Raw genomic sequence first — 23897 nt, forward strand, 5'->3', positions numbered from 1 at the left:
GCGCGGCGGACTCGTAAACTACGGCGCATGTCGAACGGCGCCGATCTTCCTGACGATGTCGAGCTCCCGAAGGCCTTGCTGGTTGAGGCCCGTAGCCTGCTTGCTGAACGCGATGTCGAGATTGAGCAGCTCAAGGCCCAGATCGACAAGCTCAGGCGCATGCAGTTCGGTCGCAAGTCCGAGCAGCTGCAGCGGCAAATCGAGACGCTCGAGACTCAACTTGAGGATCTGGCGGCTGGGCGCGGCGTTGTGGATGTGCAGCGTGCGCAGGCCCGAAGTGCAAATGCGTCCACCTCAAATGCGACGACGGACGAAGCGGCTTCCAGGCAAGCGCTTCCCGCGCATCTGCCGCGCGAGGATCATGTACTCGGGCCCGAATCGAGTTGCCCGGACTGCGGTCAACCAATGCAGGTGCTCGGCGAGGACGTGTCCGAACAACTCGCCCGGGTCGCAGCTGCGTTCAAGGTCATTCGCACGATCCGGCGCAAACTGGTTTGCCCCTCCTGCAGTACTATCACCCAGCCACCGATGCCCGGCCTGCCGATCGAGCGCAGCATCGCCCATCCGAGCTTGCTGGCAGACATCCTCGTCTCGAAGTATGCAGACCACCAGCCGTTGTACCGGCAATCGGCGATCGCGGCGCGCGACGGCGTGACGCTTGACCGGGCCAGCATGGGCCGATGGGTCGGCCAGTGCGAGGCACTGTGCGCACCGCTAACAGAGGCGCTGCGCCGCTATACCGTGTCCGCCACCAAGCTGCACGCGGATGACACGCCGATCCCGGTGCTCTCACCGGGCAACAGGAAGACCCGCACCGGCCGGCTATGGGTCTACGTGCGCGACGATCATCGCTCCGGCTCGGCGCAACCTGCTTCAGTCTGGTTCGCGTACTCGCCGAACCGGCAAGGCATCCATCCTCAAACCCATCTCGCCAGCTTCAAAGGGATTCTGCAAGCGGACGCTTACGCGGGCTTCGACGAATTGTTCCGCGATGGCTTGATACGCGAGGCGGCATGCCATGCCCACGCGAGGAGAAAGTTCTACGACATCCATGTGCGCACGCCATCTGACACAACACAAAAGGCACTCGAATATATTGGCGGGCTCTATGACATTGAGGCCTCCATTCGCGGCAAGCCCGCCGCCGAACGGCTGCGAATACGGCAGGAGAATGCCAGACCTCTGCTTCAGATCTACGAAGCGTGGCTCAGGGCAAAGCTCGAAACGCTGTCGTCGAAGTCCGATACGGCCAAGGCGATCAACTATACGCTGAACCAGTGGAGCGCACTGACGTTGTATTGCGAAGACGGTACGCTCGAGATCGACAACAACATCGCGGAGAACGCGCTGCGTTGTGTAAGCCTGGGTCGGAAAAATTTTTTATTCGCCGGCTCAGACAGCGGCGGCGAACGCGCAGCCGCGATGTACGCATTGATTGGCACTTGCACACTGAATGACATCGATCCGCGTGCCTACCTCGACTATGTGCTAACCCATATCGCCGGTCACAAAATCAATCGCATCGACGAGCTCCTGCCTTGGCGTGTGGCCGACAAGCTGCACACGCCAGCCAGTTCGCCAAAGCCCTCTACCTGACCGGCAGCTCCAGTTCACCATCATGCTTTACGCGCACCGCGAATGGACGAACGGCCCAGCTGAGCCGCTTACGGAGCACCAGCGTTGGTTGCTTCTGGGCACGGCGACCTTGCCATCATGCCGACGCTGTGGGCGCGGCGGCTTGGGCCTGCGCTCAAGCAGCAAGCCATGTTCGCGCATCACGCGATAGACCCGCTTGGCATTGACAGAAGCCGCGCACTGGCGCTCCCGCTCGCTGCGCATTGTGCCCCACACGCGGCGGTAACCCCAGCTCGGCAAGTCAGCGATTACGCGCCGGATTTCCTCCACCAGTTCAGCGTCGTCGGTTTGTCGAGCCGTCCGCCCGTCCCGCCAATCAGCGGGTCGAGCAAGCTTTGCCGCCACGTTTGAGCGCGCCACACCGAGAACGTCGCAAACCTGCTTCACTGGTCGTCCCCCGGCAACGATGGCGAGCGCGCAATCCATTTTTTTGCCCGGCCATACTCCACGGCTTCGCGAAGGATTTCGACTTCGACGGTCTTCTTGCCCAGTAGCCGTTGCAATTCCCTGATTTGCTTGAGCGCGTCGGCCAACTCCGAAGCCGGCACGACTTCTTCGCCAGCGCTGACCGCCGAGAGGCTACCGTCTTGATAGAGCTTGCGCCAATGAAACAGCTGGTTCGGATTCACGCCGTGCTGGCGGGCCACCATCGAAACAGTTTTGCCAGGCTCGAAGCTCTCCCGCACCATCGCCAGCTTCTCGTCCACCGACCAGCGCCGCCGGCGCTCCGGCCCCGTCAACACTTCCATCACTTCGTGCTTGTTGTTAGTCATGTAATCGGGTAAGGCTGCAGCGTCGCCGCTGCAGTCTCCCGTGCAAGTTTCCCTGCATACGGCTCAAGCATTCCCAAAGCCACACGGATGTGTGACCGCCGCCCAGAATCTGACGTCTGCGCGTTGCCTTGCCGAGGTTCTCCCGCTGTAGCGGAGGGTGCAGACACCGCGAACGGTGCTCTCTCATGCTTCCCTCTGTGGAGTCTTTCGACAGCTTCGCGCTGGAACACCGAACGGAAGTCTGCTCGCTTTCGCGTGAGGTAATGTTGCAGCCCCTATCCGAACCGTTACAGCCCGGCATTCGCTTTTTCCGTCTTCTCATACCCGCACAGTCAACAACTCGCCTTGCGGTTTGTCTGCCTCGTGGGCAACTGTACGGGCTTACCACGTTCCCGTTCCATCACACGACCGGGTTAGGATCCGTCTTTTCGCCGGTGGACCTTGCTGACGACGTGCTCCGAACTGTGAACGGAGCAACCGTCCACGTACCATTTGGTTAATGCCTATCAGCAGCTTTGGCACCTTGCATATGACGACGTTTATCAACGGTTCACATTCGTTATCCGTGCCGGTCAGCCACGAGTCTTGGCCCCATTGCTGCTCGGAGCCTCCATGTGCTGTCTCACGACCGCACACGCATTCGGACTACGCATTTCAGAAGGGCTTCACCGTGAGCCGTCGCCGGCCCCCAATGCCTTCCTAGGCTACCGCTGGTCGTACAGCGGGTTCTCTATCGCAAGTGCTACCGCGAGTGAACAATGATGAAACGAGCATGCACTGCGCCTCCGCCGGAGGCCTCATGCTTCGTGTCGCACCACAGTCTTATGCCTACCCGCTATTGTAAGTGGGAGACTGTGTCCGGAGATTCAGGGGGCTGCTCCACCATCAACGATGACACCCTTGTAGCCGCGATCGACAACGGCCACTTCCGGCTTCACGTCACTCAGGATCGCCGCCTGCTCCAGCGCCTCGGCCAACGTATGGCCGTCGTACGGATTGCCCGGCATCGAGCGCGCCCCGATCACTAGCCCTTCCTTGTGGGTCGTCGTGATCGACACCTTGACGCCGAATTCGTACGGCGTGCGGGCCTTGCCTTTGGCCAGACATTCGACTTCCGGCGCATGCAAGGCGTAAAGCTTGTTCCGGTCCTTTTGCTTCTGTGACAGGAACCGCCTGGTGCGGCCGATCAACTCCGTTAGCGCGCTGCGCCCGGTGTCGGAAACTGAATCGAGCTGACGCTCCACATCACGCATCACCCGCCCAACGCGCGAGCGCAACGTGCGCAGCGCCTTCTTCATGCGCTTGAACTGCTTCGCATGGGCGTAGCGGCCAATCTGAAGTGCCACGTGCGGCGCCTCGCGGTTGTAGTTCTGCCGCAGCTTCAACCCGTGTCGCGCCGCGGCCTTCACCAGATGTTCGCGACACCGCTCGAGCAGGCGCGAATCGGTTGGATGGGCGATCGCCTTTTGCATGACCGTCGTGTCGACGATTACGAGAGGTGGCTCCGGGAATTCGGACAGTTCGTTGCGTGGAAAAGCTGGGGCGTGAGTCGGCCATAATGGCCGGCAACAAGGAACCAGAAGATGACGAAACGAAATCGACGGACCCACTCGCCAGCGGTCAAGGCAAAGTTGGCCCTGGCAGCGCTCAAGGGCGACAAGACGCTGGCAGAGCTGGCCCAGCAGTTTGATGTCCATCCGAACCAGATTACGGACTGGAAGAAGCAACTGCAGGAGCGGGTTGCCGATGTGTTCGACGCGGGCAACTCGGCGCCAGCGGCACCGCCAGTCGACGTGAAGGTACTGCACGCGAAGATCGGGCAGTTGACGCTGGAGAACGATTTTTTAGAAAGCGCGCTCAGCAAGGCGGGACTGCTGGGCGTAAAGCGATGATCGATCGCGATCACGCCCTGCCGGTGACACAGCAGGCGCGGCTGGTAGGCATCAGCCGGTCCAGCGTCTATTACCAATCGCGCAGGGTCAGCGAAGCGGATCTGAAGTTGATGCGTCGGATTGACGAGCTTCACCTCGAGCATCCATTTGCGGGGGCGCGAATGCTGGCACGGCTGCTGCGTCGCGAAGGCATCAAGGTCGGGCGCAGACACGTCAGCACCTTGATGAAGCGCATGGGCGTCGAAGCGTTGTATCGGAAGCCAAACACGAGCCGCAAGCATCCAGCCCACAGGATCTGGCCGTACCTGCTTCGCAAACGGAAAATCGACCGGGCCAATCAGGTCTGGGCGCTCGATACGAGCTATAGTACGCTCAGCCAGCGTAGCCCGCCCGTATGGGGGTGAAACTGCTTGAGCATGTTTGGAATGCAGTACCCGGAGGAGTAGACATTGTAGTACCGGGCATGCCCTTCCTCTGCTGCGAGAGGAAGTGAGCCGAAGCGGCGGTGACTTGCCGACACTGGCAAGGTGACGTAGTCCGTGGGAAACGGGGCTTGCGGCGAAGCGGTTACGCCAAGATGAGCCTCCAGGCTGAGCATGGGACGGTTGAGGAACACGAACCTGTTAAACCGCATCTGAGGGTTGAAGTGTCACCCCTGCCCACACCGCTTTACGGGCAGGACGCGAACTGTCGCCGGTCACACGTATGGCCCGGTGACACGAATGCTGACTGGATATGTAGCGGGTCAGTATGGAACCACGGGGAGCGCGCAGCTAGACCGTGGTGTTCGCGACGACTTGCGGCAAGCAAGGATAAAGACTGCGACAGGCAACCTCCCCCATGCGTTGAGTCCAGCATGTGAACTGGGGAAGGCTTGCACAGATGTTAAGGGAGTGTGCCCCCGATGATGTGCGAGCTGGCGGAGCCTCCGTAGTAGTCCGAGGCCGGGAAAGCCGGTCACATGGCGAAGGGAGGCAGTTGAAGTGGTTTGCTTGGTTGATTAACTGACCACAGTGAGGTGAAGACCTTTGATAATCAGTGAAATGCAAAGCAAACTGGCGGCATGGTCGACGGAGAACAAGGAGCGCAAGTTCGATCGACTCCTGAGACTGACTGCTGACAGGGATTGGCTGAGCGAAGCGGCTCGCATCACGCTGGCATCCGGCGGAGCCCGCACACCGGGAGTGGACGGCGTTGACAAGCGCATGATGGAAGCGAATCTCCAGCATGAACTGGCGACGATACGCGACGAACTGTTGGCGGGCTCGTATAGTCCGCTGCCTGCGCGGCGCGTGTACATACCGAAGGCGAACGGCAAGCTCAGACCACTCGGCATCCCTTGTCTACGGGATCGAATCGTGCAAAGGGCCATGCTGATGGCGATGGAGCCGATATGGGAGAGTGATTTCCATCCGGCTTCATATGGCTTCAGACCTGCCCGTAGCGTACATCACGCAATTCGCACGGTGAAGCTTCAGTTGCAGGACAGTGGTGAGCCAAGTGTCGCCGGACGCTGGGTTATTGAGGGCGACCTCGCCAGCTACTTCGACACCGTTCACCATCGTTTGCTTCTGAAAGGAATCCGCAAGCGGATCGCCGACCAGCGCTTCCTTGCCCTGCTCTGGAAATTCATCAAGGCAGGCTGCGTTGATCGCGATCTGTTCCGCGCCGCAAGCGAAGGGGTTCCTCAGGGCGGTGTCATCTCACCCCTGTTATCCAACATCATGTTGCACGAATTCGATGCGTGGATGGAGAGGAACTACCTGAGCAAGAAGGTGCGGAAGGATCGGTGGGCGTGGCACTTCGCTATTCTCAAACAGCGTCCCATTACTGTGCGAGAAAACCGGCAGTGGAAACCAGCAGTGGCCTACTGTCGGTACGCGGATGACTTTGTGATTGTGGTCAAGGGCACGCGCGAACATGCCGAGGCAGTACGTGAAGCGTGTCGCAGGTTCCTTGAAGGCGAACTGAAGCTCACGCTGAATATGGAGAAGACCCATATCACGCATGTGAACGACGGCTTCGTCTTCCTCGGTCATCGCATCATTCGCAAACGGGGACCACGTGGCCGCATGCGGCCGGTGACGACGATCCCGTGGGAGAAGTACCGGGGTTTCGCCGAGCGGTTAGTCAAGCAACTGTCGGGCAACTACGGCATGAACAGGATGGACCTGATGGAAAGCCTGAATCGGCAGATTGCCGGCTGGGCCGCCTTCTATCAATACACGGACTTCACGGCCACCATGTTCAGAAAGCTTGATCGGACGGTCTTCTGGAAATTCGGATACTGGCTCGCGCGCAGGTATCGGCGTGGGTTCCGGTCGCTGATGCGCGACTACATCCGGGCACCGGAACCGGGACAAGCTACGACATGGGTGCTACAAGGCCAGAATAGTCGAGGTTGGTATGGGGCGGTGGCGCTTCGGCGTCTCGTCACCAGCCGGAAGGGCCAATTCAGGTGGCGTTCACCGTCGGAAAATCCGTACATCCTGCGCGATGAGACACGCAGTACTATCGAGTCGCGCTATACCGATGTCGCCTTTGCTATGAGCAACACTTGAGCGGAGAGCCGGATGCGCTGAAAGGTGCAAGTCCGGTTCGGGGAGGAGAGGCCGGGAGATAGCTCGACTACGCCCGGTCTCTTACTCCACTCCCGATGGCGCGCGGCTTCGTGTATCTGACCGCCGTGGTGGACTGGGCCAGCCGGAAGGTACTGGCCCGCCGCGTAGCGATCACGATGGAGGCGATACACGCTGTCGAGGCGTTGGAAGAAGCGTTCGCGAAGTACGGGCAACCGGAGATCGTCAATACAGACCAGGGCAGCCAGTTCACCGCGACAGGGTTCACCGAGGCCGTGCTTAGCCGGGGCATCAGCTTGTCCATGGACGGCAAAGGTGCCTGGCGAGACAACGTGTTCGTCGAGCGCGTGTGGCGAAGCGTCAAATACGAAGAGGTCTATCTGAAAGCCTCGGACTCGGTCAGCCACGCCCGCCGCTCAATCGGCAACTATCTGAGCTGGTGTAACCAGAATCGGCCTCATTCCAGGCTGGCCGATCAGACACCGGATGAAGCATACTTCGCCACGCTGCCAGCGATAAAATCGGCAGCTTGATTGCCTCAGCGATTCCACTTAAAAACTCGCGGATCCTGTCCGAACGAATGAGGCCACCTCTATGTGGCATTCCAACCTCTATGTGGCATTCCAATTAGGCGGATCTTGCCCGAAAACATTGCGAACGAAGAAATCCAGGAGTTTACGCTCGGTGAAGATACCGGGGGCTCCATGATCAGCACCAGGCACATAGACCATTTCGAATTCCTTTCCCGCCTTAATGAGACTGTCGGCGAGCGCAAAGGTGGAGGCCGGATCGACATTGTGGTCCATTTCGCCCACAACAAGCATAAGTTTGCCGTGCAGATTGTCGGCATTGTCGATGGCGGAGGACTGTGAGTATTCAATGCCGACGGGCCAGCCCATCCACTGTTCGTTCCACCATATCTTGTCCATACGGTTGTCATAGCAACCACTGTTGGCTACCGCAACCTTATAGAAGTCCGAATGGAATAGCAGTGCATCAATGGCGTTCTGGCCGCCAGCTGATGTACCGAAGATTCCCAAATTCGAGATGTCGTACCAGGGATATAGAGAGGCAGCCGCCTTATGCCACAGAATGCGATCGGGAAGGCCTGCATCTTTCAGATTCTTCCACGCGACGTCATGGAAAAGGCGTGAACGGTTGTTAGTGCCCATTCCGTCGATTTGCACAACGATAAAACCCAACTGGGTAAGGGGCTCTGTTGTGGTTGTGAATGACTTTGGGACGTGAGAGCCTTGCGGGCCGGCATATATATCCTCCACCACAGGATACTTCAGATGTGGATCGAATCTATCTGGTAGATGAATGATTCCCCAAATATCGGTCTTACCATCGCGCCCTTTGGCAACAAAATTGACTGGTGCTCTCCATCCATTAGATTCGAGTTGGGAGATGTCGGTGCTCTCGATCTGCATCAGTTTAGCGTTGTCTCTAGACCGGAAAAGTGCCATGCGTGGGGGAAGGTCGATACGCGACCAGAGATCGACGTAGAATCTACCGTCAGGAGAAAACTCGATGTGATGATTGGCCGGTTCTGGCGTAAGCGATGTCAGCCCCTTTCCGTCGAAGCCAATTCGGTAGGCATGAACGAAATAAGGGTCCTCGCCGAAATTCATTCCGCTTGCTTCAAACCAAATTTCCCTTCTGACTGGATCGATGTGGTCCACCGCGCGGACAATCCAGTCACCTTTGGTGATTTGGTTTTCTAAAACACCGGTACGGCCATTAAAGAGGTACAGATGTTCAAATCCATCGCGCTCGGATGCCCAGATAATTTCCTCTCCATCATTAACATTGTAACGAAAGTGTTTTCCGGCATTTATTTGGTTATTTCTTAAATCTGTATAATCGACGAACGTGGAGCTGACCTCATCGATCAAAGAGCGCGTACGGCCGGTGGCTGCCTCCACCTCGATTACTCGGTAGAGCTGATGGCCGCGTTGGTTGTACTCAAATGTAAAGCCTCTCCCATCCTTCCACCAATTAATTTGGGAAAGGTCAAAAGGATTCGGGAACAAAGCATTGTCGATATTGATCATGCGCTTGTTGACTATGTCGAATAGTACCGGTTGCGGTCGCGGAAGAATATCCCCCGCTTTGGTATACGCTATTGGCTCATACCTGGATTGATGGTTTGTTGCTGAGGAATTGACAAGCATGATTTGACGCGGTTGGCCGAGGGCGACACGGTAACCTGCGAGGTGATTGGAGTCAGGGGACCACTTTAGGGATGAGAAGACGTAATTGTTCGCTTCTGTCCCGTCCCAACTTAACGGCACATTTACTGACCCGTCCTTACTCATTAGAAAGACGTTGTAGTTTTTGATATATGCTTTCCACTTGCCGTCCGGTGAATCGCTTGTGATTCGACTATCGCTTTCAGCCGTTGGCGTGAAGTCGTTATGAAATGACAAGATTTCGCCCTGAGAGATCCTAGTGCAGATGTAGCTTGAAAGATCACAACTCCACTGAACGGAATCAATGGAGAACAGCAACTGGTTGCCGTCTTGTCCGATTTCGAAGCGGTCAAAGGGCAGCCAATTGCCTCGGAAATTCGAGGAAGCCGCCTTATTTAATGCTTCGGCAAGGCGGCTATGATCGAAAGCCGGTTGCTTCTTCCCAGTTTTGATATTGAATTTAATGAACTGGCGCTCACCATGTGTCGTCCGTCGGTAGGCAAGGGTCTCGGGCGAAAGCCAGAAAGGGGGGGTATCGACGAAATTGACAATTTTATTCGAGTATTGATAATCAACTGCGAGAGCCCGCCGAAAGTCTGAGGGGGTAAGAGCAAAGGGGGGGTGTATGGTTCCGTTCCCCTGGTTGTCAGCAGCCGATAGCAACGTGCAGTAGGAAATTAGAAGCAGAAAGATGGTGACAATTTTTTGCATGGATGTTTGGCCTTGACTATGTATAGGTTACGTCGTCGGCTTACCTTGAGGCAATTTTTATGCCGCCAGTGAATGCAGTGGGTATGATCAGTGTCCGCTGAGCGCAAGCGAGGCGACCGGTGAGGTTCTGTCGCGATAACGGGAAGTAGAATGGCCGGTTTTGGAAACCGCAAGTCAGCGGATGAATAAGCCAGCGAAGACGCCGCGCACGAGCCTGCCAGGCGGCATTGCCAATGTCCTCAAGCGCCTGCACCATCCGGTGGACGTGATTCTGCTGTGCGTGCTGGTACGTGGCGTACTCGTTGAGCTTGCGGGATCTGGAAGAGATGATGGCCGAGCGCGGCATCGAGGTGGATCATTCCACGGTGCATCGCTGGGTGATCAAGCTGCTGCCGGTGCTCGAGAAGGCCTTTCGTCGGCGCCAGCGCCCGGTAGGCAACAGCTGGCGCATGGACGAGAGTGTGTCACGAACACAAGCGAAAGCTTGCGATGCTGTACTGAAGATGGGAGTAGGCCTCCCGAAGCCGGCTTGCAGGAGCAGGCTTCGAACCGCCCGGTGCTGCTGCGTTCGAAAGATCTCCGTGTTCGTCCAACTGAACGAGGCCGGAGACGCCCAAGTATTTTGTGTGCTGTATGGTGGCCAGGATTGCGGCTCGCTTAGTCGAGTTTGCACGCTTCATCGCATCTACCAGAATGTACACAGCGTCGGATGAGTATGGTGCGTAGATCTGACCAGGTTGACCAAACCTGACTTGATATTTCTGCGTGAACACCGCACCGTCCGGCATCTTCTAGAGGGCGATCTTGGCCTCCAAACACGCGACAGAGTCCGTAGCGTCACCAGCCAGCTTGTTGAGATCGGTCGTGCAAGCGCCGTCGCCGAATAAAAGTTTCGACTGCAGGGCGAGTTGTCGCGATTGCTTGGCGAGCGGGCCGGCTGTCGCATCCATCCCGCCGTACATAATGATATCGGGTCTTTCTCCCTTGATCTTTGTCAAAATCGCCCGGAAGTCCGTAGCTTTGTCGGTCCTAACATCGCGCGCCACGACTGTAATGCCCAAACTCTTTGCCGTCTTCTCAAACTGATCTGCCAACCCATGTCCGCACGCAGTCGCGTCGTCGACGACTGCAACGGTCTTCACCTTCAGATGCGATGCGGCATAACGAGCGAGAGCAGGACCTTGCTGGGCATCTGTCCCAACGAGGCGATACGTCACCTTATAGCCCTGCAAGGTTAATACCGGGTTGGTTGCCGACGGCGAGATCATGGCGACACCGGCATCGTTGTAGATCTTCGAGGCCGGGATCGATACTCCTGAGTTTTGGTGACCGACAACTGCTACGACACCGTCGTCGACCAGCTTCTGCGCGAGCTGCGTACCCTGACGCGGGTCCGCCGCGTCGTCTTGCGGATCGATCACGAGCGTTACTTTCTGCCCATTGATCTCTAAGCCGGCTTTGTTTATTTCTTCAATTGCGAGGCGCGTGCTATTCTCGATGTCCTTGCCGAGATGCGCCAGTCCTCCGGTAAGCGGAACAGCATTGCCGCCCTTTCAGTTGCAACACTCCCACCGCTCATGCAGCGCTCGTTGTGTTGCACCACCGGTTAAATCCATCGGCTTCGTCACGATGCCCTCTTACGGGGATTGAAGCCGAGCAAGTCGGTGGTTGAACAAGGCGGTCAGAATGAAGGCGCAAAGAAGCCGCAGCTTCCTGAGGATCATCCGTAGATTGTGTCCTGCGCCGCACATCACCGCGTGCATCGCGTCGCCGAGCGCACCCTTGAGCCAGTTGCGATCGAGTTTTCCGTCTGTCTTCATGTGACCGATTGCTGGCTCGATTGCGCTGCGCCGTCTGATCATCGCGCGTAGTCCGCGTGTAATGCCCCGCCGCAAGCCCGGGTGGTAGATCTTCACACCATCGACGGCGACACCCTTGTAGCCACGGTCGACGATGGCGACCTCCGGCGTGGCGTCGCACAGGATTGCCGCCTGCTCCAGCGCTTCAGCCAGGGTGTGCCCGTCGTACGGATTGCCTGGCATCGAGCGCATGCCAACCACCAGTCCTTCCTTGTGGGTCGTCGCGATCGAAACTTTCACCCCGAACTCGTACGGCTTGCGCGCCTTGCCCTTGGCCAGGCACTCGACTTCCGGTGCATGCAGCGCATAAAGCTTGTTCTTGTCCTTCGGCTTCTGCGCCAGAATGCGTCTCGTGCGGGCGATCAGTTCCGTTAATTCAGCGCAGCCTAGGTCGGCCACCTGGTTGACCTGCCGCTCCACATCGCGCATCACCCGTCCAACGCGCGAGCGCAGCGTGCGCAGCGCTTTCCTCATGCGTTTGTACTGTTTCGCGTGAGCGTAGCGGCCAATCTGCAGCGCCAGATGCGGCGCCTCGCGGTTGTAGTTCTGCCTCAGTTTCAGACCGTGCCGTGCCGCGGCTTTCACCAGATGTTCGCGACACCGTTCGAGCAGGCGCGAATCGGTTGGGTGGGCGATCGCCTTCTCCATGACGGTCGTATCAACAATCACGCGCTTGACGCTCGAAGCCTTGATCACGCCAGCGCGTTTTGCTGCTTCGATCGTTTCGGCCAGCAACTCTTCAACGCCGGCTTCGCCCATTCGCTTGCGCCAACGCGTCAGGCTCGATGGGTCGATCGGAGGTTCGGTCTGCAAGTAGGTCTCGCCGGTGAACACCTGCCAGTACGGGTTCTCTACCCATTGCCAGACGACCTCTTCGTCGGACAGGTCGAACGCGTGCTGCAAATACAGCAACCCGGCGATCAGCCTCGGCGATGTCGCCGGTCGTCCCTTGCGCGATACAAAGCTTTCGCTCATTGATGCGCCCAGTCGCTCCCAGTTGATCAGGTCGGCCAAACGTATCAACGGATGCTTCAGGTTGATCTGTTCGCGCAGCGGCTGGCGGAAAAAATCTCCCTCCGTCACAGGCGTCTTCGGACCCATTCGCACCTCGTCGAAAAATGCAGGATTCTCACGTTAATGTGCCAGGATCCTGCAAATCTCACAACACCAATTCGGCCTCAAAGCTCTGCCACGCAAGGCTCTCCGAATTGATCAGGCTCGACTATCTACCCGCACCCGCTGAGGGCCGGCCGGTCGACGATCGATAAGAACGGATCAAATCTGGCTGCCTTACAAGCGATCAACGCCAAGCGGATGTGTCGATCAGAGTCCGTGGAAGAAGTACCTGAATAACATTGCCGAACAAGATCGCCGGGCCATCAAGCGTCGAATCCGTCCAATGGCGGGACTCGAGAATTTTCGCCGCGCGCATCATTCTGGGGAATCGAGACCAATGCATATGGCCCCATCCAGCAACTCTACTCGCTCGTTGCATAAGTAATCTTCTATATTTCGCGCTCTCGCGGGTCAGCTTCCATGTTGCGACAGTACCTTGGGATTTCAAATAAGTGGAAATCCGTTGCGCTCAGTGATAGCACAACCCCATGACTTCGGACTGCGTATTCCAGCGTTCACGCAGTCCGCATGCTTAGGATCAGGCGTATTGAGCACTCAGCGATTGGAGAGAGATACTTGTGCCTTGCGAGTCCTGCACGCTATCAGCATTGACGAAGACCAGCTGCTGCCCGTTGCCCTGGAGAGACCACGAGATTGTCTGATATTGACTGACGTTCGTATTGTACTGGTTCTTGGCGCGGCCCACCGCCAAGATTCGCGGAGCCGGATCTGCCTCCGAATTCACGACGTTCACCACGGCAGACTCCTCGGCGAACTGAATCGAAATGAACTGGTTGATATTGCTATGAATCTGCGCCTGATACCAATGCGAGGCCGGAACCGTGTAGTAACGGCTGAACTTCTCGAAAAAATGGTTCTTGCCATCTGCCGGCAGAGGCTTGTTAGTGATGCCGGTCGTGTCCTCGGGCATTGAGACGCTGGCGATATAGGCCTCGACCCGTGCGCCCAATTGACCCTCGAGCATCGCAGCCGACACGGTAGTGGTGTCAGAGCCATTTACGAACAGCACTGAAGCAAGGCCCTGATTTGCCGTCGTGCCTGGCACGCTTACGGTTACGGGAGGTTGCGACTGGCTCCATACGACGGAGATGTTCGCGCCAGCGTCATTTGCCGCTGCGTTGTAAAAGATGAGCCCGTAGAGTTGACCGCCGGTGAGGGTCTGGCACGTCGCGGTATCGCCAGGATCAAGGGTGATGAGTTGCACCATTTTTCCAGTTGATAGATGACACGGTAATCTCCTGAGTGGTTGAGCCTCGTGCTTTTTCGCAAAAACGAGACGGTGACACAGAAATCGCCAGATTTTCGTCATGGTTATCAAGGACAGGCGCATGGCGTACGGGTTGGCGACGTCCCCGGTGAACATTAATATTGCCCTAGCCCGAGGTCATTTTTACTGCGATCACGACTACGACTCCGACACACATCACTAGCGATTGCGGGATCGTGATTAGCCCGGTGATTGCTTGGCGTCGAACTGGACATGGCGGTGGTTTCGATAAATTCCGCCGGGCCGTGCCGATAGGTTTCATTGAGCACTCCGCGTGAAGGCGACTTTACCGTTTGATTTTCACGCAAGTAACATATTTCTGAAAAAGTACTTTAAGTCCTTTGCTTGTACGCGAAATCCATACCAATAAGCCAGTGCCAGTAGAAAACCAGAGACCTTCAACGGCCCTTGAAGCCATTCACCGATAGCGCCAACAGACAAAACAGACAAACCGGACAATATTTGTCGTTACCGCAACAAAATCGCTTCATCTCTGCGAGGAGTCGCTAACACAACCTCGGCTTGACGCCTTGGTCACCATCTTCTCGCGCCATGTGTAGACGAACAAAATAGGAATATTTATGCAAAGAGCAAGTAGAGTTGCTGGACGGGAGAGAGAGTGCCCTATCTCCATCGTTCACCTGAGCTTTGCACATCATATGCATGGTCTCGATTCCACCAAGAATATGTTGCAGTTCACATTTTCCCGCTAGAGACGAGCCAGCATGGCTTTGCCGCAATAAGGGACCTGCTATGCTGAAGCCCCGAAGACGAACGATCTGACCGATGAAGCAGAACCCGAATCCCGCAGTGGCAAAGGTGCTCAAGCGCCTGCATTACCCGCTTGACGTAATCCTTCTCTGCGTGAACAGGTTCTCGACGGCGTACGCTACAGCCTCTCCTTAGACTTCCGAGGTTACGAATTGGGTGTTAATCACGGCTTCGACCAGCGTAACTCCGTTGGGGGTAAGGGTTACAACATCCCTATCGATTGTTACCAGCGCTTTATCAACCAGCGTTCTGAGCGTGGGGCGAATAATAGGGTTGTCGAAGAAGCTTTTGCCTTCAAAACGCTGTCTGAACACGTTGTCACTCACCGGAACCAGTGTGGAGAGGGCCATTTTAAAAGCGTTCACTTCGCGCTGATATGGTGAGACTCCCCGGCTTTCCTCAATGGGCAGATAGTTTTCATCCAGAGCTTCCTTGTATTTTCTGTAGCTGGTGATGTTGATGGCCTCGGCCCGGGCACATTTCGAGCTGCCCCCGAGACCGATCGCCACTTCCGGGTACTGCTTATCGAGGTCGGTCACTAGCCCTTTCCACTTCTCCGGATGCTGATGGTTCCGGTGAAAGTATGTAGTCGGATGTTCGAGATATCCGGACGAAAGGTGCTTCTCGATTAACTCGCGCATCTGATATTGCTTACCCAGCCCCGGGAAGTTCATCTTACGAAGGTTAATAAGCTCCCCTTTTTTTTGCCACAGACTTTCTCGCTCCCCGGAAACACCAGTACGTTTTTTCAGAAGCGTTTCCATGTGTAGCTTGGTGCAGACCACGTGGGAGAGATCCAGTTCGAGAATTTTCTCGATGTCGTATTTCACATCGTCAACGCTCTGGCCGAGCATGCCGTAGATAAGGTCGACGCTGATCCAGTCGAAGCCGATTTCGCGCGCGTTAAAAATTGCATCCAAGCACTGTTCGGCGGAATGCATACGCCCGCACGCCGAGATAATACGGTCGTCGAGGGCTTGGGCACCAAAACTGATTTTGGTAAAGCCCAACTCTTTTAACAGTTGGAGGTATTGCTTGGTCAGCGTACCCGGCTCGCCTTCAAAGCGCATGGTAGCAACAGAAAAGTTCAAATGGCCTTGATAAAAATCCATCAGGCGCCGCAGCTCAGGCTCAGGAAGCAGCGATGGCGTGCCACCGAAGATGTTGAATTCGCCGACTTCTGCATGTGCGAGACACGGAACGTTCTGAAGCCACATAGTGGCCTCTTTGATGTTGTAAGCCACCAAATCCCGGAACACTGCCTGTGACGAAATGGCCTGTGGATTCAGAGTGATCGTCGGGTACTGACAGAAATGGCAGCGGTAGCGGCAAGTTGGAATATATGCCCAAAGATGAATCTGTTTTGCCTGTTTGATATCACGCTCCATGTCATCAAAGAAAGCGCCGAGTGGATAACTACAGATATCGCCAGGGAAAACGTGGCAACCGAACGGATCTTTAAAGACATACTCCAGAAATGCGGTGTTCTCTGGACGGGAGAGAAAATCATGCACTCGCGGCACAGGATAATTCGTATCGATAGCATTTAGCGAGTTCAGAATTTCGTTATTCATCAGAATACCCCGCCGTTAGCGAAGTAGTTGTGCGCTTCGCCGGACTCACGGTCTTCACAAAAATAGTAGACAAAGCGCTCGAAATCCTCGGGTTTGACCACATCAAAACACTCCGGCAACGGCGGCGGGAAACCGATATCGTCACCAATGGCGCGGCGCATGGCACTGAAAATTTCATCACGGAACTCGAAATAGAGACGATAGGCTGGGGTTTTGTAGGCGTGGATCGGTTTGAAGTCGATGATTCTTGAATCGCGCATAATTTCATGGATACGCTGATACAGACAGTCAGCCACTGGCCCGGTAAAAAAATGACGCACGGTGATATCATCCAGCAAAATCTGTGGATTGAGCAGCGCCGGCAACACAATGTTTTTGGGAACGTAGTCTTTAATGGAGTAGCACCAGACCTGCTGCGACTGTGCGGGAGTAGTATCGTACAGCGTTGACCATTGCTTTTCCTCCCCCGGACGTACATCTTTCATGATGATGATGCCGTCCTGCCCATAGGCAGTACCGCTGATTACTTCGTCTAGCATTGTATCGACGCGACGACTGTTAATTTCCACACGGGAATCCCGGGCGTAAACTGGCTTGCCGCCCTCGGCGATTACCCGGATTCCAAAGTCCCAGTCGTCCGAGAGGTGTTCTACAAAACGGCCGTTGCTCAGCTGATAGAAAATTTCGATACCCTCCCACTTTGTCGTACAGAGTCCGCTCAACGGCAAAACCCTTGCCGTCGGGAAAACCGCCGAAGAGCGAAAACGACACCTCCCGGCAGCGCAGGGTTTTTTGGATTTCCCGGAAAAGGTTGGGACGATTGCGGAATGCTTCTTCGTTGTAGTAGTAGTTGCAGGTGCCAATATCCCCGTTCTCCTCTACCATCTTTTCAATCAGCGCATGCAGCCAGTAAGGGTCTACGATGCAGTCAGCATCGGCGGAAACAATGTAGTGTTTTTTCTGAGCCCCTAGGCGGCTGTCACGGGCTTTTGAACGCACAGACGCGTAATCCATGCCGCGTTTTCTTGCAGACGAGACGCCTTGAATGGACTCGTGAATAAGAAAAATATCCAGGGATGGGTTTTGAAATTTGAAAGTGTTAATTTTGTCAACGGAGTCGTCCGTGGAATTATTATCCACAAAAATCAGCTCATAGCCATCATGAGTAATCAGGCCGTCATGCGTTTTTTGGTTGAATAGGGAGAGCAACACCTCTCGGATACGATCGGTTTCGTTGTAAACTGGCACCACAACTGATACAACAACTGTATCGCGCATTCTTTCTTCATGGCAAGTCAAGTCCAGGATATTGGCTGAATTATCAGAAAGCAGCCGCTTGCCAATAAAAAAATTCCTCCGAGCAATGTCATTCATCAATTTTCTATTATTGATGAGCAGATACAAGTCTTTAACAAATGCTTCATCAGGCAAGCAATCATTCTCTTCCGATATCTTCAAAACGGGAGCTTCAAAGCCGTACTGACCATAAACCTCCCAATAATATTCGTAGCTGGTAGTAATGTAGCAGCGTCTGTTGCTGATCGCCTCGCCAACTGGATTTCCATAGCTGTCGTAATCCCACGAAGTAAGAAAAGAAACGAGATCGCAGGAGTAATATAAATCCTCTATTGTAGTCGCATCGCCCACTGAAAGCATGGATTTGTGCGAAAGTGGGCCGACAAACTTTATAAATGACTCAACGCTTAACTTTTTGGCTAGTGTATTCAGCTCTTGATAGTAAGGGCGGCTTTCATCAGGATCGCCCGCCACAAACAAAAAAACTTTTCGATCGATATCATTTTGACTGAAAAGTTGATTTAGCCGATTAAGCAAATAAATATCCCGATCCAAACGCTTTTGCGGAATAATGCGAGTGGTGCGGGCGATCACAATGTCGCTATCGCGGATAAAGAAATTTTCTCTGATACTATCATATCTACCATGCTCGGTGAAATCGTAGGTATTTTTTTTAACCATTACTTCCACACCGTAATCACACCACTCTTCCAGCTTTTTTTTCAGGTGATTATTGAGTGTAATGTATGTTATATGCTTGGATCTAACGGGCTTGATGGCATGAGGATAAGGCGCTGCGCCGTATTTCATCACGTTTTTTTCACTGCTCCACATTAGATCGTGGTCGCGCCAGATGACGAAATTTCCTAGGCAATGACATTCGCCGTAAATTTTGATCGCCGTATAAAGCGCTTTGGTATATATAATATTTTCCGGAAGCGTACCATTCTCAACAATCACATAACTGATACTTAGCTTATCCCATAGCTGAACGATTCGATGTGCTAGTCGCAGAGAAGATTCGTTGATTGCAAGCAGGAGTTCTTCCTGCTCTCTGGAAGAAACCGGCGGAACTCGACCCATCAGAACATTGTGCGAATGCGTCAAGAAATCGACATTGTAGTGGGGAATAGAGTCGATATCTTCAATACGAACCAAATCGAATATATCGCTGTAAATCTCATGTTCCTTATCGTAAGGTTTGCCGAATTTTCCTTTATCTATCTTTATATCGTAGCCGAGGTCAAGATAAGATTTAATCTGATGGCGCGCAAGATTTTTCGCCATTTTTGACGCTTCAACTGTGATGCCTGACACGGCGACGGCGTCAAATGATATAAATATGGCCGCCGGGTGCATATCTTTACGATACATTCCGAATCACCCTAAAACAATTTGCGAATACGAATCATGATCGCGACCAAAAAACCATCCACTTTCGAGACAGGGTCGCCGTGGCTGCGAGCGCGATTTCCGACAGTGCTTCATGGCGTGGTGGGCCTTCCAACGATGATATTTGGGTTGGAAAACAGCGTTGGCACCTCTCCCCTTTTTTGATCTGCGTAAACAAAGGCAGGAAAGCCTTCCTGCAACCGCATTACCGATGGCGTTGAGCACATCGGAGCAGAACAAAGGTTGGATCAGTGGCTGCAAAGCAGCGACGAATCTGTCCAGATCCAATTCCAGAAGAGGCATGCGGCGTGCCAGCATGAGCCGCGGAAAGGTTTCTACGCACCATCTCGAGGACTGCATGTGAAAGCCGTAGACGGGATGCCTCTACGTGCGAATATCAGCCGGCTGTCTGGACGTTACTTTTCCGACAAATCGTTCGCTTTGTAATCAATTTGCGCAGACAAACGTCATGACTCTAGCGGCCGGCCGAGTCGCTCTGTCTGAGATCGTCTGGCAGAGGGGGCCGCGCAAAATCGGACAGCGGGATAACGCAGTATGACTTTAGGTGAGTAGCCCACGGGAATCGCACCCGCAGGCCCTCGCAGAACCGGACGTGAATCTCTCGATTCATCCGGCTCCTATTGCCCACCGTTTTGCGCCAGAATCCAGTGAGCAAACAGACCCGGCTGCTGATGTCTGATCTTGACCGAGGGTGTGTGAAAACGCACTCATCGCCTAAACTAAATCAACGCATTGAGATCGGGGGTGACTCATGAAGCGATTCGTTGAAGGCGATGACCGCAAGCAGGTCGCACTGCTTCCCGAATGCATCGATGACTACATCGGGCAGGACAATCCGGTGAGGATCATAGACGTGTTCGTCGACGAACTCGATCTTGCGGAACTCGGCTTCGATGGGGCTTCGCCCGCTCTTACCGGTCGGCCGTCTTATCATCCTGCAGTGATGCTCAAGGTCTACATCTACGGGTATCTGAATCGCTTGCCTTCCAGCAGGCGTCTTGAACGGGAATGCCAGCGAAATCTCGAGATGATGTGGCTGACGGGACGCCTGGCACCGGACTTCAAAACGATCGCCGACTTCCGCCGCGACAATGGTGCCGCCATTCGCAACGTGTGCCGGCGCTTCGTCGAACTGTGCCGCGGCCTGAAGCTTCTTTCCAGCGACATGGTGGCCATCGACGGCAGCAAGTTCAAAGCCGTAAACAGCCGCGACCGGAACTACACCGCTGGCAAGATCGACAAGCGTCAGCAGCAGATCGAGGAGAGTATCCAGCGGTACCTCGACGCGATTGAGACCGCGGATCGCGTCAGTCCAACCGGTTTCGATGTGAAGACCGTACGCCTGTATGAGAAGGTCGCTTTGCTGCGGCAACGGATGCGCGAACTCGAGCAGATCCGGAAGCAACTGAAGACGCAACCGGACAGACAGCTGTCACTGACAGATCCCGACTCGCGTTCGATGACCAGCAGCGGCAAAAAGGCCGGAACAGTCGGCTACAACGTACAGGCCGCCGTAGACACGAAACATCACCTGATCGTTGAACACGAGGTGACCAATGTCGGAGGAGATCACGGGCAGCTCAGCAAGATCGCGCTCGCAGCAAGAGACGCGATGGGCAAATCCGGACTCAGGGTGCTAGCCGATCGGGGCTACTTCAGTGGCCCGGATATTCGTACCTGCGAACTCTCGGGTATCAAGGCATATGTACCGAAGCCGTTGACGTCTGCATCCCGAAAGAAAGGCCTTTTTACCAAGCGCGACTTCATCTACATCGCTAAAGACGATGTCTATCGTTGCCCGGCCGGCGAGCGCGCCATTCATCGGTTCACGACTGTCGAACATGGCATGAATCTGAAGGTGTACTGGCCCAGCGCATGCCCGCGTTGCCATCTCAAGGAGCGATGTTCTCCAAGCGACTACCGACGCATTCGACGCTGGGAACACGAACAGATACTGGAAGCCATGCAGCGACGGCTCGACCGGAATCCAGACGCAATGACGATCCGGCGCAGCACCGTTGAGCATGTGTTCGGTACGCTCAAACATTGGATGGGTGCCACGCACTTCCAGACCAGAACCCTCGCACGAGTGAACACCGAGATGAGCCTTCAGGTGTTGGCTTACAACCTGAAGCGAGTCATGAAGATACTCGGCGTTGCGAAAACGATGAGGGCGATGCGAATGGCTGGAAGCTGAGGGCCTGCGGGGCCTTCTTGATACTTACAACCTTAGACTGTCGCAAAGCCACCAACTACGGCCGACCTGTCCGGCAACTTCCCCTGCATAGCCGTAGAACGGTTTCCACACACCCTCGACCATCAGCTCCCGTGCCCGACTCACTTTATCCTTTAGGCGCTTGTATTCCCCCGGCGTCAGAATAGATGTCATGTTGTTTGATTCTTAGACATGGTCCGGGGGCGGTAGAATCGGGATGAATGAAAGCCTACCCAGAAGAAAGAAAAGAAGCCCTCGTGCGTCGCATGATGCCGCCGGAGAATGCGCCGGTGTCGGCGCTAGCACGAGAAACGGGGATTACCGAACAGACGTTGTACACGTGGCGCCGACAGGCGAAAGGACAAGGGCTGGCAGTGCCGGGCGACGGGAAGAACCCCGAAGGATGGTCTTCGGAAGACAAGTTTGCCGTAGTGCTGGAAGCCGCCCCGCTCAACGCAGCGGAGCTGGCCGAGTATTGTCGTCGCAAAGGTCTATACCCCGAGCAGATCGCTGCGTGGCGGGCTGCCTGCCAGGCCGCCAACGCGAATGCTGCCGAGCAGGCGCGCGAGCAGCGTCACCAGTCCAAAGAGGACAAGCAGCGCATCAAGCAGCTCGAGAAGGAATTGCAGCGCAAGGAGAAGGCTCTGGCGGAAGCGGCGGCGCTGCTGATTCTCAGAAAAAAAGCCCAGGCGGTCTGGGGGGACAAAGAGGACGATTGATCAACGTCCCGGATCGCCTGATGTGTATATCGTTGATTCGCGAGGCGGTGCAGTCGGGCAGCCGGTTGGAGAAGGCTTGCAAGGAGCTGGGCCTGAGCCTGCGCACGTTCCAGCGCTGGGTCCGTGATGGCGAGGCGGTGCGCGCTGATGGTCGGACCACGACCGAGCGGCCGGCGCCGCGCAACAGGCTGAGCGAGGCCGAACGGCAACAGATTCTGGAGGTGGCCAATAGCGCTGAGTTCGCCAGCTTGCCGCCCAGCCAGCTCGTGCCGAGCCTGGCCGAGCGCGGCGTGTACCTCGCGTCGGAATCGAGCTTTTACCGTGTGCTGCGAAGTGCCTCGCAGCAGCACCGCCGAGGTCGGGCACGGCAGCCTTCGTCACGTATGCCCACCAGCCATTGTGCGACAGCACCGAATCAGCTGTGGTCGTGGGACATCACCTGGTTACCGGCGGCGATCAAGGGCAAGTTCTACTACTGGTACATGGTGCTCGATGTGTTTAGCCGCAAGATCGTCGGTCACGAAGTCCAGGAAGCGGAATCTGCAGAACTTGCGTCGTTGCTGATGCGGCGCACGAGTTTGGCCGAGGGCTTGGCGGGACGTCCGCTGGTGCTGCACTCGGACAATGGCAGTGCGATGAAGGGTGCGACGATGCTAGCCACGCTGGAAAACCTGGGCGTGGTGGCTTCGTTCAGCCGACCGCGTGTGAGCAACGACAACCCGTACGCCGAGGCGCTGTTCCGCACATGCAAGTACAGGCCCGACTATCCGCGTAAAGCGTTCGCGAGCCTTGACGAGGCGCGCGCCTGGACGCAGCAGTTCGTGCGTTGGTACAACCACGAGCATAAACACAGCGGCCTGAAATTCGTCACGCCGGCGCAGCGTCATAGCGGCGTCGCCACTGCGGTGCTGGCACAACGGGAAGTCTTGTACGCTCAGGCCAAGGCGCGCAATCCGCAGCGTTGGTCCCGCTCGACTCGCAATTGGGAATTGAAGGATGAAGTCTGGCTCAATCCGGAGCGGATGCCGCCGGTCGAATTAAAGCAGTGCGCGTGAAGTGACATGACAACTACGTTGACGAACACCGAGATCGGCGCAATTCAAACTAAGATTGATCGGCTGTGCAAGCGGCTGCAGTCGAAAGCTTCACGGGTGAGTGCACGAGGCGGATCCAGGCTGCTACTGGCTGCATCGGCAACTGACGCAGCGCGGCTTTGAGAGCATGGTCTTTGCGCCATCGCTGATTCCCAGAAAACCCGGCTCGCGCAGGCGACCTGACTGCCGTGTATTTGCCTGGTGTTGAAGACGAAGCCTTCTCGGATCTGGCGCGGGTGTGGACTGCACTCAAGGAGGATTTGCGGCAAGCCCGTCAGCGACTGAAGTCTTTTTTGCTGGCACGTAGAAAAGTTGCGCAGCAATCGAGCGAAATGACAAGCCAGGTGGAATCTGGACTCGCCAAAGCTTTACTAGCGCGGCCTCTACCGATTTAAGGAACTGTACGATCGGGGCAGTGAAGCGCCGCTGCAGCAGATTCTCGCCATCGGCCCCTGCTCACGAACCGCGTAGATCCGCATGTCGATGCTGCCGTTGTCGAATTGGCCCTCGAATTACCCGCCTACGGTCAGATTCGTATCGCCAACGAAGTCCTCAAATGGCATACCCTGTCCGTCTCGCCCCAAGGCGTCCTTAGTATCTAGTTGCGTCACGATCTGGAGACGATGCGGAAGCACTTGAAGGCTCTGGAAGCCAAATCCGCCAAGGCCAGTTCAATCTCGCGAAGCGCGGCCTCAAAGAGGTCGCTGCACCCGCAGCTTGAAAGGGCGTCCTGTCTGCGTCATGAGTTACCCTCTATCTAACAACAA

10 protein-coding genes and 10 pseudogenes are annotated in these 23897 nt (G+C 55.7%); 11 read left to right on the top strand and 9 right to left on the bottom strand.

The window, feature by feature from the left end:
- Positions 1-27 precede the first annotated feature (27 nt).
- On the top strand, positions 28-1596 hold the full coding sequence (tnpC, locus tag QFZ91_RS25620) for an IS66 family transposase (RefSeq protein ID WP_429568867.1): 1569 nt from the start codon (positions 28-30) through the stop codon (positions 1594-1596).
- 72 nt (positions 1597-1668) lie between these two features.
- Here the strand turns inward: tnpC and QFZ91_RS25625 are convergent.
- Both QFZ91_RS25625 and QFZ91_RS25630 read right to left on the bottom strand, forming a co-directional pair.
- Positions 1669-2384: pseudogene (locus QFZ91_RS25625) on the bottom strand (transposase); the annotation flags it as partial.
- A gap of 905 nt (positions 2385-3289) precedes the next feature.
- Positions 3290-3901: pseudogene (locus QFZ91_RS25630) on the bottom strand (transposase); the annotation flags it as partial.
- 90 nt (positions 3902-3991) lie between these two features.
- On the opposite strand from QFZ91_RS25630, the pseudogene QFZ91_RS25635 reads away from it, so the two are divergent.
- The 3 genes and pseudogenes from QFZ91_RS25635 to QFZ91_RS25645 all read left to right on the top strand — a co-directional run.
- Positions 3992-4680, top strand: a pseudogene (locus QFZ91_RS25635) (IS3 family transposase); the annotation flags it as partial.
- Between the two features lie 663 nt (positions 4681-5343).
- On the top strand, positions 5344-6861 hold the full coding sequence (ltrA, locus tag QFZ91_RS25640; protein WP_429568868.1) for a group II intron reverse transcriptase/maturase: 1518 nt from the start codon (positions 5344-5346) through the stop codon (positions 6859-6861).
- A gap of 68 nt (positions 6862-6929) precedes the next feature.
- A pseudogene (locus QFZ91_RS25645) lies at positions 6930-7412 on the top strand (transposase); the annotation flags it as partial.
- 78 nt (positions 7413-7490) lie between these two features.
- On the opposite strand, the gene QFZ91_RS25650 reads toward QFZ91_RS25645, so the two are convergent.
- On the bottom strand, positions 7491-9785 hold the full coding sequence (locus tag QFZ91_RS25650) for a prolyl oligopeptidase family serine peptidase (RefSeq protein ID WP_429568869.1): 2295 nt from the start codon (positions 9783-9785) through the stop codon (positions 7491-7493).
- A gap of 181 nt (positions 9786-9966) precedes the next feature.
- Here QFZ91_RS25650 and QFZ91_RS25655 point away from each other — a divergent pair.
- Positions 9967-10261: pseudogene (locus QFZ91_RS25655) on the top strand (IS6 family transposase); the annotation flags it as partial.
- 90 nt (positions 10262-10351) lie between these two features.
- Here QFZ91_RS25655 and QFZ91_RS25660 read toward each other — a convergent pair.
- Together QFZ91_RS25660 and QFZ91_RS25665 are read right to left on the bottom strand one after the other, a co-directional pair.
- Positions 10352-11338 (bottom strand): annotated as a pseudogene (locus QFZ91_RS25660) (branched-chain amino acid ABC transporter substrate-binding protein); the annotation flags it as partial.
- Positions 11339-11422: 84 nt separating this feature from the next.
- Positions 11423-12745, bottom strand: a complete 1323-nt coding sequence (locus tag QFZ91_RS25665) for an IS5 family transposase (protein ID WP_429522490.1) — start codon at positions 12743-12745, stop codon at positions 11423-11425.
- Between the two features lie 156 nt (positions 12746-12901).
- On the opposite strand from QFZ91_RS25665, the pseudogene QFZ91_RS25670 reads away from it, so the two are divergent.
- A pseudogene (locus QFZ91_RS25670) lies at positions 12902-13073 on the top strand (IS6 family transposase); the annotation flags it as partial.
- Between the two features lie 225 nt (positions 13074-13298).
- Here QFZ91_RS25670 and QFZ91_RS25675 read toward each other — a convergent pair.
- Positions 13299-13985: a hypothetical protein gene (locus tag QFZ91_RS25675; RefSeq protein WP_429568870.1), complete on the bottom strand. Its 687-nt coding sequence runs from the start codon at positions 13983-13985 to the stop codon at positions 13299-13301.
- Between the two features lie 849 nt (positions 13986-14834).
- Between QFZ91_RS25675 and QFZ91_RS25680 the strand changes: the two are divergent.
- A pseudogene (locus QFZ91_RS25680) lies at positions 14835-14936 on the top strand (IS6 family transposase); the annotation flags it as partial.
- Positions 14937-14950: 14 nt separating this feature from the next.
- Here QFZ91_RS25680 and QFZ91_RS25685 read toward each other — a convergent pair.
- From QFZ91_RS25685 to QFZ91_RS25695, 3 genes are read right to left on the bottom strand one after another with little or no spacing between them, the layout of a single operon-like run.
- The gene (locus QFZ91_RS25685; protein ID WP_429568871.1) at positions 14951-16393 is read right to left on the bottom strand and encodes a radical SAM protein; all 1443 of its coding nucleotides are present in this window, start codon (positions 16391-16393) and stop codon (positions 14951-14953) included.
- Positions 16393-16962, bottom strand: a complete 570-nt coding sequence (locus QFZ91_RS25690) for a hypothetical protein (RefSeq protein ID WP_429568872.1) — start codon at positions 16960-16962, stop codon at positions 16393-16395. Before QFZ91_RS25690 ends, QFZ91_RS25685 begins: the two co-directional genes overlap by 1 nt.
- Positions 16952-19063, bottom strand: a complete 2112-nt coding sequence (locus QFZ91_RS25695; RefSeq protein ID WP_429568873.1) for a glycosyltransferase — start codon at positions 19061-19063, stop codon at positions 16952-16954. The genes QFZ91_RS25690 and QFZ91_RS25695 overlap by 11 nt, the downstream gene beginning before the upstream one ends.
- Before the next feature lie 790 nt (positions 19064-19853).
- On the opposite strand from QFZ91_RS25695, the gene QFZ91_RS25700 reads away from it, so the two are divergent.
- From QFZ91_RS25700 to QFZ91_RS25715, 4 genes and pseudogenes are all read left to right on the top strand, one after another.
- Positions 19854-21299, top strand: coding sequence for an IS1182-like element ISBusp4 family transposase (locus QFZ91_RS25700; protein ID WP_429568874.1), 1446 nt, complete (start codon positions 19854-19856; stop codon positions 21297-21299).
- A gap of 239 nt (positions 21300-21538) precedes the next feature.
- Positions 21539-23091 (top strand): IS3 family transposase gene (locus QFZ91_RS25705; RefSeq protein WP_429568748.1). Its coding sequence is split into 2 segments (ribosomal slippage): positions 21539-22001 and positions 22001-23091, totalling 1554 coding nucleotides; the frame shifts between segments, so codons are not numbered across the junction.
- Between the two features lie 30 nt (positions 23092-23121).
- Positions 23122-23429, top strand: a pseudogene (locus QFZ91_RS25710) (IS110 family transposase); the annotation flags it as partial.
- Positions 23430-23514: 85 nt separating this feature from the next.
- Positions 23515-23795, top strand: a pseudogene (locus tag QFZ91_RS25715) (IS481 family transposase); the annotation flags it as partial.
- Between the last annotated feature and the right edge of the window lie 102 nt (positions 23796-23897).

The sequence above is a fragment of the Paraburkholderia sp. JPY419 genome (genome assembly GCF_050435705.1).
Lineage (GTDB): Bacteria > Pseudomonadota > Gammaproteobacteria > Burkholderiales > Burkholderiaceae > Paraburkholderia > Paraburkholderia youngii.

Coding starts and splice junctions, on each gene's coding strand:
- QFZ91_RS25700 (WP_429568874.1), top strand. CDS start 19,854: ATGAAGCGATTCGTTGAAGGCGATGACCGCAAGCAGGTCGCACTGCTT.
- QFZ91_RS25650 (WP_429568869.1), bottom strand. CDS start 9,785: ATGCAAAAAATTGTCACCATCTTTCTGCTTCTAATTTCCTACTGCACG.
- QFZ91_RS25685 (WP_429568871.1), bottom strand. CDS start 16,393: ATGAATAACGAAATTCTGAACTCGCTAAATGCTATCGATACGAATTAT.
- QFZ91_RS25695 (WP_429568873.1), bottom strand. CDS start 19,063: ATGTATCGTAAAGATATGCACCCGGCGGCCATATTTATATCATTTGAC.
- ltrA (WP_429568868.1), top strand. CDS start 5,344: ATGCAAAGCAAACTGGCGGCATGGTCGACGGAGAACAAGGAGCGCAAG.
- tnpC (WP_429568867.1), top strand. CDS start 28: ATGTCGAACGGCGCCGATCTTCCTGACGATGTCGAGCTCCCGAAGGCC.
- QFZ91_RS25665 (WP_429522490.1), bottom strand. CDS start 12,745: ATGGGTCCGAAGACGCCTGTGACGGAGGGAGATTTTTTCCGCCAGCCG.